Source organism: Streptomyces sp. NPDC001502 (assembly GCF_042894785.1).
Taxonomy (GTDB): Bacteria; Actinomycetota; Actinomycetes; order Streptomycetales; family Streptomycetaceae; genus Streptomyces; species Streptomyces kutzneri.
Window position 1 is genome coordinate 60,875 of sequence record NZ_JBIAVW010000027.1, and the last position, 17,079, is coordinate 77,953.

General features: G+C 70.4%; 13 protein-coding genes. 6 read left to right on the top strand and 7 right to left on the bottom strand.

The window, feature by feature from the left end:
- The first annotated feature begins 523 nt into the window (after positions 1-523).
- From ACFY0D_RS34255 to ACFY0D_RS34265, 3 genes are read left to right on the top strand one after another with little or no spacing between them, the layout of a single operon-like run.
- A complete protein-coding gene (locus ACFY0D_RS34255; RefSeq protein WP_390801813.1) occupies positions 524-961 on the top strand; it encodes a hypothetical protein in 438 nt (145 codons plus the stop codon).
- A gap of 31 nt (positions 962-992) precedes the next feature.
- Positions 993-3,263: a hypothetical protein gene (locus ACFY0D_RS34260; protein WP_390801814.1), complete on the top strand. Its 2,271-nt coding sequence runs from the start codon at positions 993-995 to the stop codon at positions 3,261-3,263.
- Positions 3,264-3,269: 6 nt separating this feature from the next.
- Positions 3,270-4,244, top strand: a complete 975-nt coding sequence (locus ACFY0D_RS34265) for a hypothetical protein (RefSeq protein WP_390801815.1) — start codon at positions 3,270-3,272, stop codon at positions 4,242-4,244.
- Between the two features lie 439 nt (positions 4,245-4,683).
- Here ACFY0D_RS34265 and lysA read toward each other — a convergent pair whose 3' ends face one another.
- From lysA to ACFY0D_RS34285, 4 genes are all read right to left on the bottom strand, one after another.
- On the bottom strand, positions 4,684-5,973 hold the full coding sequence (gene lysA / locus ACFY0D_RS34270; RefSeq protein WP_390801854.1) for a diaminopimelate decarboxylase: 1,290 nt from the start codon (positions 5,971-5,973) through the stop codon (positions 4,684-4,686).
- A gap of 90 nt (positions 5,974-6,063) precedes the next feature.
- Complete coding sequence (locus tag ACFY0D_RS34275; RefSeq protein WP_390801816.1) at positions 6,064-6,471, bottom strand: SAV_915 family protein; 408 nt, start codon at positions 6,469-6,471, stop codon at positions 6,064-6,066.
- A 307-nt stretch (positions 6,472-6,778) separates the two neighbouring features.
- The gene (locus ACFY0D_RS34280) at positions 6,779-7,243 is read right to left on the bottom strand and encodes a DUF5990 family protein (protein ID WP_390801817.1); all 465 of its coding nucleotides are present in this window, start codon (positions 7,241-7,243) and stop codon (positions 6,779-6,781) included.
- Positions 7,244-7,290: 47 nt separating this feature from the next.
- On the bottom strand, positions 7,291-8,025 hold the full coding sequence (locus tag ACFY0D_RS34285; protein WP_390801818.1) for a MarR family transcriptional regulator: 735 nt from the start codon (positions 8,023-8,025) through the stop codon (positions 7,291-7,293).
- 264 nt (positions 8,026-8,289) lie between these two features.
- On the opposite strand from ACFY0D_RS34285, the gene ACFY0D_RS34290 reads away from it, so the two are divergent.
- The 3 genes from ACFY0D_RS34290 (at position 8,290) to ACFY0D_RS34300 (ending at position 13,627) form a co-directional block, all read left to right on the top strand.
- Positions 8,290-9,297 carry a hypothetical protein gene (locus ACFY0D_RS34290; protein ID WP_390801819.1) on the top strand — a complete coding sequence of 336 codons (1,008 nt, stop codon included), beginning with the start codon at positions 8,290-8,292 and terminating at the stop codon, positions 9,295-9,297.
- 105 nt (positions 9,298-9,402) lie between these two features.
- A complete protein-coding gene (locus ACFY0D_RS34295) occupies positions 9,403-10,557 on the top strand; it encodes a serine hydrolase domain-containing protein (protein ID WP_390801820.1) in 1,155 nt (384 codons plus the stop codon).
- Between the two features lie 571 nt (positions 10,558-11,128).
- Positions 11,129-13,627: an ATP-binding protein gene (locus ACFY0D_RS34300; RefSeq protein WP_390801821.1), complete on the top strand. Its 2,499-nt coding sequence runs from the start codon at positions 11,129-11,131 to the stop codon at positions 13,625-13,627.
- Here ACFY0D_RS34300 and ACFY0D_RS34305 read toward each other — a convergent pair.
- From ACFY0D_RS34305 to ACFY0D_RS34315, 3 genes are all read right to left on the bottom strand, one after another.
- Positions 13,606-13,743 (bottom strand): hypothetical protein, encoded by a 138-nt coding sequence (locus ACFY0D_RS34305; RefSeq protein ID WP_390801822.1) that lies wholly within the window; start codon positions 13,741-13,743, stop codon positions 13,606-13,608. The genes ACFY0D_RS34300 and ACFY0D_RS34305 overlap by 22 nt on opposite strands.
- 76 nt (positions 13,744-13,819) lie before the next feature.
- Positions 13,820-16,366 carry an ATP-binding protein gene (locus ACFY0D_RS34310; RefSeq protein WP_390801823.1) on the bottom strand — a complete coding sequence of 849 codons (2,547 nt, stop codon included), beginning with the start codon at positions 16,364-16,366 and terminating at the stop codon, positions 13,820-13,822.
- Between the two features lie 4 nt (positions 16,367-16,370).
- Positions 16,371-17,054: a response regulator gene (locus ACFY0D_RS34315; protein ID WP_390801824.1), complete on the bottom strand. Its 684-nt coding sequence runs from the start codon at positions 17,052-17,054 to the stop codon at positions 16,371-16,373.
- Between the last annotated feature and the right edge of the window lie 25 nt (positions 17,055-17,079).

Below are 17,079 nucleotides of genomic sequence, written 5' to 3' on the forward strand. Positions count from 1 at the left end.
ACCTTCACGTTGCCGTTCTCGAAATGCGATCGACGGCATCCCTGCCCACGACGCCGCCCCCCACTTCCAGTCGAGGGGGCTGCGCGGCGTGGTCTTCAGCCCGCCGCTACTTTTGACGCGCCTCCGACGACACTCCGAGGACCGGCGGGGCGCCGCGCCGACGGCGGTCCCGGCGTTGACGGCGGAGGCACCCAGGGGGCGGCCAGGTCCCCGCCCGGGCCGGCGAGGGAGATCACCCGCTGGTGCAGGGCCGGTGTGACACCGATTCCGACCAGGCCCCACACCGCCAGCGCCACGGCCACGGGTGGCCGGCCGGAGCCGAAGTGCCAGAACCGCCGGGCGCGAGCACCAGTAAGGCGGCGTCCAGTTACCCGCGAGACCAGGAGCCGGCAGAACACGGCTCCGGCCACGTCCTCAAATCCCAGGTGCTGTCGCAGCCATGGAAATCTTGACGCTCTGTTATCTGGATCATGTGTAAGCGCCATGTTTATGATCCGGAAACGCCGTTGGGGGAAGGTGGAACATGCCGGGGGAGTTCGATCGGGAGTGGGCCGTGGCGCACGCGGGCGCCACGGGTCATCAGGTGGAGATGCGGTTGAACAGCGCGCCGCCCGGGCCCTTGTCCCCGGGTGGGGCGGGAAGTTTCGGTTCCACGCCGGCGGAGAAGACGGCAGCGGCGAACACGATCGAGACCGAGCTGCAGCCGAACACCAAGACCGCGACGGAGCACGCGGACGAGTCGACGAACACCGCGGTCAAGGGCTTCGAGGGCTGGGACACCGCTCCGGGCCTGAAAAAGGTCGCGGACACGTGGGACAGGCAGGTGAAGGTCCTGATGGGGAGGCTGGGGTCCGAGAAGAGCGCCCTGCGGGGTGCCTCGGGGCTCTTCGTGCGCAATGACATCGGCCTGGGTGACCAGTTCCGGCCGGTCGGTTCGCAGTCGAAGCTCAACGGGCTGTAGGGGGTGGCAGGTGCTGACGTACCACGAAGTGATGACCACGGACCTGAGCCTGCTGACGACGGCGGCCGGCCAATGGGATTCCATGGCCGGTGAGCTGAAGAAGGTCGAGAGCCGGTACGGCGAAAGCGTCCAGAAGATCACCATGGGTGGGAGCTGGACCGGTATCAGTGCCGGGGTGGCGCATACGAGCTTCGCGGCCACTCGCTACGAGTACTCCGCCGCGCAGATCCAGGCCAAGGCCGTCGCCGGCCTGCTGCGCGACGCGCACGGCCAGTTCACCGACCTCAGGAAAAGGGTGGAGAGCGCGCGGGACGATGCGATCAAAGCCGGCATGACCGTCTCCGAGCAAGGGAACGTCGCCTACGACTACGCGAAGCTCACTGCGCAGGAACGCAGCGCCATCCACCACGACCCGGACGGTGAGACCACCATCCGCACCGCGGTCGCCACGTGGCAGCAGCACATCAACGACTGCGTGAAAGCCGTCTCCGAGGCCGACCAGGGTGTGAAGATCGCTCTCGATGCCGTGGTCGTCGACAGCAACAAGGACGCCTTGGGCAAGGGCAACGACGAGACCCTCGACGGATTCAACGCCGGAGCCCAGGGTGACATCGAGGTCTACGAAGCCCGCAACGCCGAGGACATCGCCACCCGCATCAACAGCGGCGAGAAAGTCCCGGAAGCCGACTACGCGGAGCTGAACCGTTCTTTCCGGGACAACTCCGCACGGCCGGAATTCACCCAGACCTTCCTGAACGGGATGGGCGCGGAGAACACGCTCAAGTTCACCAACAAGCTCAACGATCACGCGTACGGTGACGACAAGGGCAACAAGCAGCGCTACCTGGAGCTGCAGAAGGGCCTGGCCAACTCGCTGTCCAACGCGATGCGGGACCCGAAGTCCGACTTCTACAAGAACTTCCGGACACAGCTGAACAAGGCCGGGCTGGAGAGCTACGACCTCAGGCAGATCGGGGACTCGCCCAACGCCATCAGCCGGGACCACGGCCAGAAGGTCCGCGGTTACCAGAGCCTGGTCACCCTCATGCAGAACGGTGACGGCTACTCCTCCCCGTTCCTGCACGACCTGGCCTCGGACATCCGCAAGGCCGAGGACAAGAAGCAGGGCGGCGATCCCGACGTCTGGGATCTCAACGGCGACTTCGGCGGCAGCAACAAGGGCTGGTTCGCCAACGACCCCCTCGACGGCGTACTCGGCATCATGTCGAAGAACCCGGACGCCTCCACCTCCTACTTCGACCCCGGCCCCGACGGCAACAACGACAACCTCCGGTACCTGCTCAAGGACCGGGACTGGAAGTTCGACGACACCCCCGTCTGGCAGGGCAACTTCGAGACCAACCGTGACCTCGAGTCCGAGGGCGAGGACTCCCGCACCGGTCTCGGCCTGGCACTGGAAGCCTCCACCACAGGCAGGGAACCAGGCGTCGCGTCGGCGAACTACGGCCACCACTCCGAGGCCGAGGCACGGGTCATGCAGCAGACCATCTCCGTCCTGGACGCCGACGGCAAGGGCGACACGATCGCCGACAACCTCAAGGCCCCGCTGGGCCGGGCCCTGGTCGACTACACCGCCGACACCCACTCCATCCTCAGCGGCACCTCGCCCGGCAGCCCGATCGGGCAGGACGGCATCACCGCTCACGGTGACGACTCCAGCATCACCAGCGGCAAGCACAGCCTGCTCCGGGTCATGCGCGGCGTCGCCGACGGCGAGGTCGGAACGGGCCCCACCGGCCAGCCCATCACCGCCTACGACGTGATGTACGAATCGGAGCGCCGGTACTCCGCCGAGTACCTCACCCACGCGAAGCCGGCCGGACCGGGCGAGACGGGCAGCGTCGTCGGCGACTGGGACAACCGTGCCCGCCACGTCGGCGAGGTCTTCGGAGCCATGAACGCCATCGGCTCCGACGTCACCCTCGACGACCGTGACACCAAGATCGGCAACATGAACGACGCCGCCCGGTACGGCTACCACGGCTTCGGCGGACTCGTCACCCAGTTCCCGGTCGTCGGCGACCCGGCGCAGCGGTTGATCGACGCCGCCACCTACGAATGGTCCAAGGACGTCGCGGCGGAACACGAGGCCATGGCGCTCAAGAAGGAGAGCTCGGACGCCGCAGCCGGCGTGGGCGCGACGAACTCGCTGATGGACTCCTTCGCGACCGGTCAGGGAGCCAACGGGTCCGTGGCCCACGAACACGCCAAGGGCGAGGCCAGGCAGAGCTACATCACCGGCCGCGAGGACGCCTACTCCGCCCTCCGCACCAGGAAGTAGACCCCGATGACCACACCCCCGCAGCGGGCTGCCACGTTCCCGCGCAAGTCGCTCGCCGCCACCGTCACCGCTGCGGCCGTTCTGAGCGGTCTGCACCTGTGGCTGAACACGAACACGTTCGCCGACTCCGCCCTCTGCGGGGGCGTAGTGACCGCTGAGGCCGCCGAGGAGGTCCTCACCGGGGCGGGCAGGATCTCTGACCGGCCCGGCCCTCGGAGCGGCGCGGACGACGGCAAGATCGGGTTGGACTGTGTCATCGAGCGCAGCGCGGCAGCGCTGCCCGGCTCCGGCACCCAGCGCCTGCACATCCAAGCCACCAGCGAACGCGGCGACTTCGCCTTCACCGGCGGCCGATGGCCCGACGCCTCGACGGTGTCGTTCTTCCCGGGCGGCGGCGCCGCCTCCGGCCGCGCCTGGGTTCAGCTTCCGGAGGCCTGTACGGCCGCCCAGGCGGGTCTGGTCGAGGCGTACGCCCCCGACAGAGCGGATCCCGGAACACTGGTCCGGCTGCTGACCGCTACCGCGAACCGGATCGGCACCCGAGCGGGCTGCACCCCGCCCGCACCGCTGGCCGCCCCCGACCGTATCGCCCCGGCGGCACCGCAGCGCCTGGCCACGGCGGGCAGTGCGTGCGGTCTGCCCGGATTCACGCTCCCGGCCGTCCTGCGGGAGACAGTCCAGGACTCCGGTGCCACCTGGAGCTGCGGAACCGCCGCCGGCGAGGGTGCGGAGCAGGCCTACGCCACCTTCTCCACGACCCGGGACCCCGCAGTCATCGCGGGGATCCGGAAGTCCCATGGGTTCACGGGGCAGGGGTTCGACGCCACCCACACCGTCACCGAATGTTCCGGCAAGCCCACGTACTTCGCCATGGAGACCGGCTTCCGCTACACCGAATCCCTCGGCACCACCGGTGCACCCGCTCCGCGGGAGCTGTTCACCGCCTTCACCAACGCGGCCAAGGCCAAATTCGGCTGCTGAGAGGGCCGTAGCCGGGAGGAGAGCAGGAGGAGGGTGTCGACGTCGCCCGCCGCCTCGACGGCCCGCCCGGACATGGCCCGTACGTTGCGCTGGACGAGCCGGTCCATCCCGGCGATGCCGATGGCGCAAAGCAGGGCGCCGATCGTCGTCGGGATCAGGCACACGGGCAGCGAGACCGGCACGATGCCGGTGACGCCGTCGGCGGTGAGGGCCGCGGTGTCCTGCGCGGCGGCCCTCGACTCCTTCAGCTCCCCGGCCGCTGCGATGACGATGTCGCCGCGCCCCGCCGGAGCTCTCCCGCCGAGACGGCCTCCTCGATGTACGAGCGCGCCCGCGCACCCGGCTCCCAGCCGGTCAGCCGGCGTGCGGTTCCGGGAGGCCGTACGTCGTGCAGGGCGGCCGGATCGGCCACGGTGGGGGCGGGAGTCCGGGTCGTGACCTACAGGCCGATGTCCCGGCGGCTCATGTCGTCCAGGGATTCACGGCGTACGAGCATCCGCGCGGAGCCGTCCCGGACCGCGATCACGGGCGGGCGGCCGATCAGGTTGTAGCCGGATGCCATGGACAGGTGGTACGCGCCGGCGGCGGGCACCGCGAGGAGGTCGCCGGGCCGCACGTCGCCGGGCAGCAGGACCTCGTCCGCCAGTACGTCGCCCGCCTCGCAGTGCCGGCCCACCACCGTCACCAGGGAGGGCGCGGCGGTCGAGCGGCGGCCGATCAGCCGGGGCGCGTACCGGACTCCGTAGAGGGCGGGCCTCGGGTTGTCGCTCATCCCGCCGTCGACGGCGACGAACGTACGCCCCGAGGTCTCCTTGACCGTGAGGACCCGGTAGACGGCCACGCCGGCGGGGCCGACGAGGGCGCGCCCGGGTTCGATGGTGAGGCGCGGAACGGGCAGCTTCGCGTGGGCGCAGCCGTCCTTCAGCTCCGCGTGGATCCGGCGGGCCAGCATGCCGATGTCGAGGCGGTCCTCGCCGGGGCGGTAGGCGATGCCGTGACCGCCGCCGATGTTCAACTGGGTGAGTTCCAGGCCGTGGTGGTCCCGTACCTGGGTCATCAGGCCGATCATCCGGCGCACCGCGGCCACGTAGGGCTTGACCGAGGAGATCTGGGAACCGATGTGGCAGTGCAGTCCCACGAGTTCGAGGCGGGGCTGGGCGAGGATCCGGGCGATGGCGTGCTGGGCGGAGCCGTCCGTGATGGACAGGCCGAACTTCTGGTCCTCCGTACCGGTGCGGATCTTGGCGTGGCCGCCGGCCGCGATGCCGGGCACGACCCGGAGCATGACCTGCCGGCGCTCACTCGGGGACACGATCTCGGCCAGCCGGGCGATCTCCGACGTACTGTCGAGGACGATGCGGCCGACTCCGAGCCGGACGGCGGTGTACAGGTCCTCGGGGCTTTTGGCGTTGCCGTGCAGCACGATCCGCTCGGCCGGGAAGCCGGCGGTCATGGCGAGACCCAGTTCGCCCGCGGAGCAGACGTCCAGGCCCAGGCCCTCGTTCTCGACCCAGCGGGCCATGGCGCGGCACAGGAACGCCTTGGCCGCGTACACGATGTCCGCGTCCGGGAAGGCGGTGCGGTAGGCACGGCAGCGGTCGCGGACCTCGCCCTCGTCCAGGACGTACAGCGGGGTCCCGAACCGGTCGGCGGCCTCGGTGAGGGAGACGTCCGCGATGGTGACGTCGCCTTCGGCAGCCGGGCGGGAGGAGGCCGGCCAGATGGACAGCTCCACGGAGGCGTACGGGCTCGGCGACGTGTCCGAGGCGGAAACCCGGCCTTCGGCGGAGGAGATGGAGGTGATGGACACGGATACCCCTCAGCCGATCAGGAGGTTCATGCAGGACACGACCGCGGCGGCCCCGGTCACGCGCAGGACGCCGATGTGCTGCGGGTCCCGGTCGCGCCAGGCCGGAAGCGGCTTGGCGGTGACGGGGAGGGGAGCCGGGGCGGAGAACTGCGGGTCGACCGTGAGGCGGCGTACGCCCAGTGGTTCGGCGAGGGCCCGCGGCGCGGGCTCGGAGAGCCTGATCCAGGTCTGGCCGGAACCCGGCGTGGCGGCGAGCCGCGCCTCGGAGGTGAAGCCGACGGCCGTGCGCTCCCCGGGCGGGGTGCGGAAGAAGCGGGCCGAGCAGCCCGCGGGACCCGGCCGGACGGGGACGTGGAGAGGTCCGGCCGGGACGGGTCCGGAAGGCTCGGGGTCCTCGGGGCGTGTTGCCGTGGACATGGTGTTCCTCCTGGTGGGGAGCGTGCGACGGCGCTCCGGCGGGACGGCCGGGGCGCTTGGGCGAAGGTATGCCCGTCGGCCGGGAAGCGTCCCCGCCGCTGACGCATGTTTGACGCGCCTTCCCGGTGCGCTGACGCGATGTTGACGCGGCTCTTGCGGGGGACGGTCGTCAGAGGCCGGACGGCCGGAGATCTTCGCGGTGGCGTGCCGGAAGGCGACGCAAAGCCTCATCGAGGAGGCGTACGTCTTGAGGGCCTTGAGGGCGTTCACCAAGGAGCAGGCGGGCCGTCCTTCGGCGACTCCTCGTCTACGGGGCGGCACTCCAGGTGATGGCCGGAGGTACGACCCGTGCGCACAGGGGTGCGCCACACGGGTCGGTCAGGCCGAGGCTGCCCACCAGCAGGCCGCCGCGGCCGGCGGCATCCAGTGCCTCGGCGGGTACCGCGTCGAGCATGAGTTTGGCGCGGCGGAACATGGTGAAGGCACCCGCCGCGTCGACCGCGCCCCACGACAGATAGATGAACCGGCCTCCCGGACCGCCTTGTACGTGAGGCCCTTTCACGTCGAGGCCGGCCGGCGACGCGGTCGTGGTGCACTCCAGGGTCCAGGTCGCGGAGGCGGCGTTGCCGGGCTGCGGATCGAGGAGCTCGGCCGGGCGGTTCCGGCGTTGCACGGCGACGTGGACATTGCGGTACGCCGCCCGGTCGCCGGCTTGTGCATCGGGCGGGCAGATGAGGCCGGGCAGGTCCACGGCGTCGATGCGGATGCGCATGGCGGTCAGTATCCCCGCCGGGCGAAGGGAAGCGGTTCTCCGACGCCTCAGTCGGGTGTGCTCCGCCTTTCGGCATCGGCCTGCCGCCATTCCTCGGCCGCCTGGATCATGGTCCGGCCGACGTGCTCGAAGAAGTGGCCTATGTCCTGCATCCGGGTGCCGGCCGGTGTCGCGGTACCGAGGACCTCGGCGCCGCGCAGGGCGAAGTCGGCCAGCATGGCGTTCTGCCGGGCGCTCGCCATCCAGCCCCGGAACCAGGCATCGGCGTCGATGACGTACCGGTCGCGCCGCCGGCCGGGGTCGCGTTCGCGCCTGATGAGTTCCTGCTGTTCGAGTTCGCCGACGGCCTTGGAGACGGAGGCGGGGCTGACCTGGAGGCGCTGGGCGAGCTCGGTGGCGGTCAGGCTGCCTCCATCGGTGACGTACAGGCACGTCAGCACTCGGGCGGTCATCCGCGGGAGACCCGTACCGACCATCATCGCCGTGAACTGTTCCTCCAGTTCGAGGACAGCCTCCGGGTCGCGTCCGTGCGCGCCGCCCGCGCTCGGGGCGGCCGTCGGCGAGCCCGCCGGGGACTGCTTGCGGCGGCGGGCGCGGCCCGTGGTGGCGTGATGGGCCGCATCGGCCCGATAGGCGGCGGGGCCGCCGTTGCGGGACACCTCCCGAGTGACGGTGGAGATGGGCCGGCCCAGGCCCCCGGCGATGTCGGTGTAGCTGAGTCCGTCCCCCAACCCCTTCGCGATCTCCAGCCGTTCGTGGTGGGTCAGTCTGCCTCCGGGCATCGGCATTGCCTCCGTGTCAGTTGCGCGTGGGTGCCCAGTATTGCTTTCACGGCCAGTTCATTGCAAATCTCTTGAGGCTGCATTTGCATTCGGTTTCATGGTCATTGCAAGAGATTTTCCCTGTGACCTGTATGAATGCAGGCAGAGCCGATTTTTTGATTGACGAAAGAGTGAAAGCAATTTAGCTTTTAGTCATTCGCGAACAAGCGATGTGAACCGAGCGGGCCCGGACGAGGGCTGCTCTCGCCCTGATCGGAGCCCCCCATGACGTCCTTGCTCGCCCCCGTGCGTGCCTGGCACCGGCCGCTGATGGTCTGCGCCGTCCTCATGTTCGGCCTGGTGCTCGCCTCCGGCGTCGGTACCGTCGTCGACGGACGGACGCTGCTGGACGAGTCGGTGTGGGTCAAGCCGCTCAAGTTCGGCTTCGCCTTCGGCCTCTACGCGGCCACGCTGGCATGGCTGCTGACCAAGCTGACCAGGGGCAGGCGGCTGGGACGATGGCTGGGAACCGTCTTCGCGGTGGCCGCCACCGTGGAGGTGGGAGCCATCACCGTCCAGGCGGCGCGCGGCACCTTCAGCCACTTCAACGCGGACCAGACCGACCCGGTCACCCTGGCCCTGGTCCCGCTCCTCACCTTCGGCGTGATGGTCATCGTCATCGCGCAGCTGGTCCTGGCCGTCGTCGTCCTGATCCAGCGCACGGGCGGAGCAGCGCTGAACCGCGCCATCCGCTCCGGTCTCGCGCTCGCCACCTTCGGCATGGTCGTGCCGATCTTCTGGATGGTCACCGAGATCCACTCCCGTACGGTCACCGACGCCAACGGCCACTCCGTGCAGATGTACCAGGGCCACGGCATCGGTGACCCCGACGGTCACGGCATGCCCCTCACCAACTGGAGCGTGACCGGCGGCGACTTCCGGGTACCGCACTTCTTCGCCCTGCACGGCATCCAGGTGCTTCTCCTGATCACGGCCGTACTGGCCGCCCTGGCCGCCGAGCGCGTCTGGCTGCGCGACGAGAAGGTACGGGCCCGCCTGGTCGGCAGTGCCGCCCTCGGCTACACGGGGCTGGTCGCGGTGGTGACCTGGCAGGCGTGGCGCGGACAGTCCCTGATCCATCCGGACGCCGCCACCCTGCTCGCCCTCGCCGCGGTGCTGCTGCTCACGGCGGGGACCACCGCACGAGTGATCGTGACCGCCAAGCGTGCCACGGCCGAGCGTGCCACGGCGCGACCGACCGGGACTCCTGAGCCTGCCCACCCGGCGCGCTGACGCCGCCCCTTCCCTGATTCGAGCCACCCACCCACCGACCCACCGACCCACCGACCGACCCACCCACCGACCGACCGAACCCGAACTCCCGAAAGGAACACCGACATGACCAGCAACTTTTCCACCGAGGCGACCGCAGAGGGCACGTCGGCGGTCCCCGCGGCGGCCGTCGCGACCACCCCCGACCGCTCCGCGATGCAACACGTCCTGGACCGCGCCACCGCCCCGGGCGGCGCCCCCGGCATCGTCGTCGAGGTGCGCGACGACCGCGGCACGTGGTTCGGTTCGGCAGGAGTCTGCGACACCGGGACCGGGGAGGAACGCCGGCAGTCCGAGCGGTTCCGGATCGGGAGCACGACCAAGGCGTTCACCGCCACGCTCGTCCTGCAGCTGGCGGCCGAAGGCCGGCTGAGCCTCGACGACACCATCGAGCAGTGGCTGCCCGGGATGGTGGCGGGCAACGGCTACGACGGCCGTGCGATCACCATCCGCCAGTTGCTCAACCACACCAGCGGCATCTTCAACTACGGCAACGACGCGGAGTTCTTCAAGAAGGGCATCGGCGCGGCGTGGTTCGAGCACCGGTACGACACCTACGCCCCCGAGCAGTTGATCGGGATCGGTCTGGCCACCCCGGCGCCCTTCGCCCCGGGGGACGCCTTCCTCTACTCCAACACCAACTACTTCCTGGCCGCCCTGATCGTGGAGAAGGTCACGGGCGGGACGCTCGCCGAAGCGCTCACCCAGCGGATCGTCCACCCTCTGAGGCTGACCGGGACCTACCTGCCCGACACGGAACCGACGATCCGAGGGCCGCACCCCCGGCACTACTCCACCCTCTTCGTCTCCGACGCCCAGCCCGAGATCCACGACGCGACCGACATGAACCAGTCCTTCGCATGGGCGGCCGGCGGCATCATCTCGACCACGGGAGACCTGCAGCGCTTCTTCGGCGCGCTGCTCCAAGGTCACCTGCTCCCCGCCGAACAGCAGCGGGAGATGTTCACCACCGTCGACACCACAGGACCCGTCCCGTGGATCCCGGGCACCCGGTACGGCCTGGGCGTGTTCTCCTGGTCGCTGCCGTCCGGCGCCACGGTCTGGGGCAACGCGGGTGCGACGTACGGTTCGTGGACCTGTGCCATGGGCTCCCGTGACGGCAAGCACCTGCTCACCGGCCAGGTCAACGGCGACTGGAGCGGCCTGGGCGTCCTCGACGACATGCTGAACACCGAGTTCGGCACGGCTGCCGGAAGCTGACGGCCAGAAGCCGACGGCCTGTGGAGCGCTCCTGCGGCGGAGCGCTCCACAGGCCGTGCCCGTTCGCGGGGCGGACGTCAGAGGTCGGACAGGCGGGCCTCGTCCAGGTCCGGGGAGACGGCGCCGGGTGGTGTCGCCGATGCGGTGGTCGTCGTAGAGGCACCGGAGGCCGGCGGCCTCCGGGCCGATCAGGTCGCGGCGGACGTGGAGGGCACGTCGCAGCCGTTCGAGCACGGCCTCCCGGCCGCCCTTGCGCCGGAGCAGAGCGGACAGCGGAAAGACCCACACGGCGCGTACGGCGATGAGCGTGCAGGCCAGAGCGAGCGCGTAGCCGCCCATGACGACGCCCGCCACGACCACGGAGGTGACACCGGGGCGCCGGCGTACAGCAGGGGCGGCAGTACGACATGGACTGTGTCAGGGCAGCGTCAATGTCTTCGCGCTCTGCCGTGAGCCGGTCGGTTTTCCCCCGATGATGATCGTGAGCAGCACTTGTGTGCCTCTGCCACCCAGGGAAAGGGAAGCCCCCCTGCGCGGATCGGGGCGGTTTCGGCGTGGGGAGGCGCGTGTCGTGGCCGAGGTGGTCGCCAGGCCCGGAAAGCTGAAGGTCTTTCTCGGGGCAGCCCCCGGTGTGGGCAAGACATACCGGATGCTCGACGAGGGCCGGCGCCGGGCCGACCGCGGGACGGACGTGGTCGTGGCCTTCGTGGAGTGCCACGGACGCCGCCTGACCGAGGAGAAACTGGCCGGTCTGGAGGTCGTTCCCCGCGCGGAGCCTGGCTACCGGGGCAGCCGGTCCCCGGAAATGGACCTGGCGGCCGTCCTGGAACGGCGGCCCGAGGTGGCACTCGTCGACGAACTGGCCCACTCCGTCGTCCCCGGAGGCAGCCCCGCCAAGCGCTGGCAGGAGGTGGAAGCACTGCTCGCGGCCGGGATCGACGTGGTGACCGCTGTCAACATCCAGCACCTGGAATCCCTCAACGACGTCGTCGAGAAGATCACCAGGGTGCCGCAGCACGAGACCGTGCCCGACGAAGTCGTGCGCCGGGCCGATGAGATCGAGCTGGTCGACCTGCCGCCCGAGGCGCTGCGGCGGCGGATGGCGCACGGGAACATCCACGCCCCGGAGAAGGTCGACGCGGCGCTGTCCCACTACTTCCGGGTGGGCAACCTCACCGCACTGCGGGAACTGGCCCTGCTGTGGCTGGCCGGACGGGTGGACGAGGCGCTGCAGAAGTACCGGGCCGAGCACGGCATAGGGGGCGTGTGGGAGACCCGGGAACGGGTGGTCGTGGCGATCACCGGCGGTCCCGAGGGCGAGACGCTCATCCGGCGGGCGGCCAGGATCGCCGCCCGCTCGGCGGGCGGCGGCCTTCTCGCCGTGCACATAGCGCGAAGCGACGGCCTGGCCGCGGGAGCCTCGGCTTCCGCGCTGGTCCGCCAGCGCGCGCTCGTCGAAAGCCTGGGCGGCAGTTACCACTCCCTGGTCGGCGACGACGTGGCCACGGCGCTGACCGAGTTCGCCCGCGCGGAGAACGCCACGCAGCTGGTCCTCGGCACGAGCCGGCGCGGTCGCGTCGAGCGCTTCCTCACCGGGCGGGGCACGGGTGAGACGATCGTCGGGCTGTCCGAGGACATCGACGTCCACATGGTCACGCACGAACGGGCCGGGAGTGGAAGGCTGTTGCCGTCGAGGCGGCGGACGCTGCCGACCTCCCGGCTGATCGCCGGACCGGTCCTCGGGCTCGTGCTGCCGTTCGCGCTCACGTTCCTCCTCGACCGGACCAGGGGCAGCCTCAACCTCACCAGCGAGGCGCTCCTGTTCCTGCTGACCGTGGTCGGAGTGGCCTGCGTGGGCGGCGTGGTGTCGGCGGTGGTCGCGTCCGTGACGGCCTCGCTCCTGCTGAACTACTGGTTCATCCCGCCGGTCGGCGAGTTCACCATCGCGGAGCCGAACAACATCCTCGCGCTGGTGGTGTTCGCGGTGGTCGCAAGTACCGTCGCCGCGGCGGTCGACCGATCGCTGCGCCTGTCGCGCAGGGCCGCACGGGCGACGGCCGAGGCGGAGACGCTCTCCTCGCTCGCCGGGTCCATCGTGCGGGGGGACCAGGCCGTTCCCGCGCTGCTCGAACGGACACGGGAGACCTTCGGCATGGACTCGGCCGAACTGAGCGGAGACCCGGTCGCGAACGACCCGTCGATCGTCCGGGTCCCGGTCGGGCCCGACATCCATCTCGTCCTGCGGGGGCGTCCGCTGCCCGCCTCCGACCGGCGGGTCCTGGCGGCTTTCGCCGCGCACGTCACGGTCGCGGTCGAGCGGGCCCGGCTGGCCGAGGCGGCCGCCGAGGTCGAACCCGTCAAGGCGGCCGACCGGATGCGTACCGCACTGCTCGCCGCGGTCAGCCACGACCTGCGTACCCCGCTCGCCGCGGGCTGGTCCGCCATCGAATCACTGCGCGCCGGCGACGTGGAGTTCAGCGAGGAGGACCGCAACGACCTCCTCGCCACCGCCGACGAGTCGATGGCCCGCCTCAACCGGCTCGTCGAGAACCTCCTGGACATGAGCCGGCTCCAGGCCGGAGCGCTGAAGCTGGAGCTTCGGGCCACCGACCTGATGGAGGTGCTGCCCGCCGCGCTGGACGGCCTGCCCGCGGACGCTCCCGCCGTCGACACCCGGAGCCTTGAACGGGCCCCGGCCGTACTGGCCGATCCGCCCCTGCTCGAACGCGTGGTCGCCAACCTGCTCGACAACGCGGCCCGGCACACCCCGCCCGGCGGTCAGGTAGTGCTGACGGCGAGCGCGCTCGACGACCGCGTCGAGCTCCGGGTCGTCGACCGCGGGCCCGGCCTACCGGAGGCGGACCGGGAGAACGCCTTCGTACCGTTCCAGCGCCTCGGCGACACCGACAACACCACGGGAGTCGGCCTCGGGCTCGCCCTCTCCAGGGGGCTCGCCGAGGCGATGGGCGGCACGCTGACCCCCGAGGACACCCCGGGAGGCGGCCTGACCATGACCCTGTCGCTGCCGGCGGCTCCCGGACTCCCCGCTCAGTCCCTGACGCAACATTGACGGGCGAACTCGCGGGCGTCCTGCAGGGACATCGACTCGGAGGTGCGGATCTGGGCTCCGTACCGGTTCTTCGTCAGGCCGGTCTCGGCCACCACCCCATGGTTGCGCTCGCTCATGACTCCTTCTCCCTCTCGTACTCCGGTCCCGGATCGGGCACCCCGATTCCGGACGCCGCCCGGGCCGGGGGCCGGGTCACGTCGTGGCGTCGGCCGGGAGTTCGGCGGCCACCGGACGGGCGTCCCCGGCGATGGGGAGGGTGAGGACCATCGTCAGGCCGCCGCCGGGAGTGTCCTCGGCGCTGAGAGTGCCGTCCATGGCCTCCAGGAAGCCCCTGGCGACCGCCAGCCCAAGACCGACCCCGGTGCCCGCGGGAGCGTCTCCGTGCCGCTGGAAAGGCTCGAATATCCGGTCCTTGGCCTCGTCGGGGACACCCGGTCCCCGGTCGACGACGCGTAGTTCCAGACGGTCGGCGAGGGCACTGGCGGACACGTGCACGGTCTGGCCGGCCGGGTTGTACTTGACGGCGTTCTCGACGATGTTGGCGACGGACCGTTCCAGGAGGCCCCGGTCGACGGCGACCATGGGCAGGGTCTCGGGGATGTCGAGGTCCACGCTGTCCTCGGGGACACCGGCCAGGGCCATCGGGACGACCTCGTCGAGATCGGTCACGCGGATGAGCGGGACGACGGTGCCCGTCTGGAGGCGGGACATGTCGAGGAGGTTGCCGATCAGGTGGTCGAGTCGGTCGGCTCCGTCCTCGATGCCCTCCAGGAGGTCGCCCCGGTCCTCCTCGGACCATTCCACGTCGGTGGAACGCAGCGAGGTGACGGCGACCTTGATGCCCGCGAGCGGGGTGCGCAGGTCATGGCTGACGGCGGCGAGGAGCGCGGTCCGGATCTGATTGCCTTCGATCAGGCGGCGGGCCTCCTCGGCCTCGTCGACCAGGCGCTGGCGGTCGAGTACGACGGCAGCCTGGGCGGCGAAGGCGCCGAGTACGCGCCGGTCCTCGGCGGGCAGCACCCGCCCGGACAGGGCCAGGGCCATGTTCTCGCCGATGGGCATGTCCACGTCGGCGTCCTCGGGCCGGGCGACGGGGTTGCGGCCGGTGCTGCCCGCGCACGTCCACGGATCCACGTCGGTACCGCGTTCCAGCAGGGCCACCGATTCCATGGCGAAGGTCTCGCGCACCCGCTCCAGCAGGGCGTCGAGGGCGGTTTCGCCGCGCAGGATGCTGCCGGCCAGGAAGGAGAGGATCTCGGACTCGGCGCGCAGCCGGGCGGCCTGATGGGTCCGGCGGGCGGCCAGGTCGACCACGGAGGCCACCGACACGGCCACCCCGACGAAGATCGCGATGGCGACGATGTTCTTGGGGTCGGCGATGGTGAGCTTGTGGACCGGCGGGGTGAAGTAGTAGTTCAGGAGCAGCGACCCGAAGGCCGCCGAGGCGAGGGCGGGGAGCAGGCCGCCGAGCAGTGCCGCCGCCACGGTGAAGGTGAGGAAGAGCAGCATGTCGTTCGCGAGACCGAGCTCGGGCACGACCTGACTCAGCAGCACCGTGAGCAGGGCGGGGCCGGCGAGGCCGGTGAGCCAGCCCCAGATGAGGCGGGGTCTGCCGAGCCGCGCGCCCTGGGGGACGGGCAGGCCGCGGCGGCCCTTGGCGGCCTCGTCGTGGGTGACGATGTGGACGTCGAGGTCGGGTCCGGATTCGCGGGCGACGGTGGCGCTGACGCCGGGGCTGAAGACGGACTGCCAGGAGCGGCGGCGGCTGACGCCGAGGACGATCTGGGTGGCGTTGACCCCGCGGGCGAACTCCAGCAGGGCGTCGGGGACGTTGTCGCCTATGACGTGGTGGAAGGTGCCGCCGAGGTCTTCGGCCAGGGTGCGCTGGACGGCGAGTTCCTTGGGCGAGGCGGCGGTCAGTCCGTCGCTGCGGGCGATGTAGACGGCGAGGACTTCGCCGCCCGAGCCCTTCTCCGCGAGGCGGGCGGCACGCCGGATGAGGGTCCGTCCCTCCGGACCGCCGGTGATGCCCACGACGATGCGTTCGCGAGCCTGCCAGGTGGTGCGGATGTTGTGCTCGCCGCGGTACTCGCGAAGATATTCGTCGACCCGGTCGGCCACCCAGAGGAGCGCGAGCTCGCGCAGCGCGGTGAGGTTTCCGGGCCGGAAGTAGTTCGAGAGGGCGGCGTCGACCTTGTCGGACTTGTAGATGTTTCCGTGGGCCATACGGCGGCGCAGGGCCTGGGGCGACATGTCGACGAGCTCGATCTGGTCGGCGCGCCGCACGACTTCGTCGGGGACGGTCTCCCGCTGCCGCACTCCGGTGATCGTTTCGACGACGTCGCCGAGTGATTCCAGGTGCTGGATGTTGACGGTCGAGACGACGTCGATGCCGGCCTGGAGGAGTTCCTCGACGTCCTGCCAGCGCTTGGTGTTGCGCGAGCCGGGCACGTTGGAGTGGGCGAGTTCGTCCACGAGCGCCACGGCGGGGCGGCGGGCGAGGACCGCGTCCACGTCCATCTCGGTGAAGGTGGATCCCCGGTACTCCAGTTCCCGCCGTGAGATCTGTTCCAGGCCGTGCAGCATCACCTCGGTGCGCGGCCGGTTGTGGTGCTCTACGAAGGCGACGACGGCATCGGTGCCGCGTTCCACCCGGCGGTGGCCCTCCGAAAGCATTGCGTACGTCTTGCCGACGCCGGGGGCCGAGCCCAGATAGATGCGAAACTTGCCGCGTCCCATGACGTCATCCCTCGAAGCGGTAGCCCATGCCGGGCTCGGTGATCAGATACCTCGGGTGCGAAGGGTCCGCCTCCAGTTTGCGGCGCAGCTGAGCCATGTAGACCCGCAGGTAGTTGGTGTTCTCGGAGTACGTCGGCCCCCAGACGTCGAGCAGGAGCCTCTTCTGGCTGATCAGTCTGCCGGGATTGGTGATGAGGATCTCCAGGAGATGCCACTCGGTGGGGGTCAGCCGAACGCTGCGATCGTTTCGCCTGACCTTCTTCGCGACCAGGTCGACGGTGAAGTCCTCGGTCGTGACCGTGGCGATCTCGTCGGCGGGCGCCGGGGCCTCCCGGCGGCGGACGGCGGCTCGCAGCCGGGCGAGGAGCTCGTCCATGCTGAACGGCTTGGTGACGTAGTCGTCGGCCCCCGCGTCCAGGGCTCGGATCTTCTCCTCGGAGGTGTGACGTGCGGAGAGGACGAGGATGGGCACGCCGCTGGTCTCCCGTACCCCCCTGATCACGTCGATGCCGTCCAAGTCCGGGAGGCCGAGGTCCAGCAGGATGACGCTCGGCTTGCGCGCGGCCGCCAGCCTCAGAGCGGTGTTTCCGTCGGAAGCCGTCTCCACCTCGAACTTCCGCGCCTCCAGGTTGATCTTGAGCGCGCGGACGAGCTGGGCATCGTCCTCCACCACCAGCACCTTGATCATCGGTGTGGGGCCTTCCTCTTTCGGT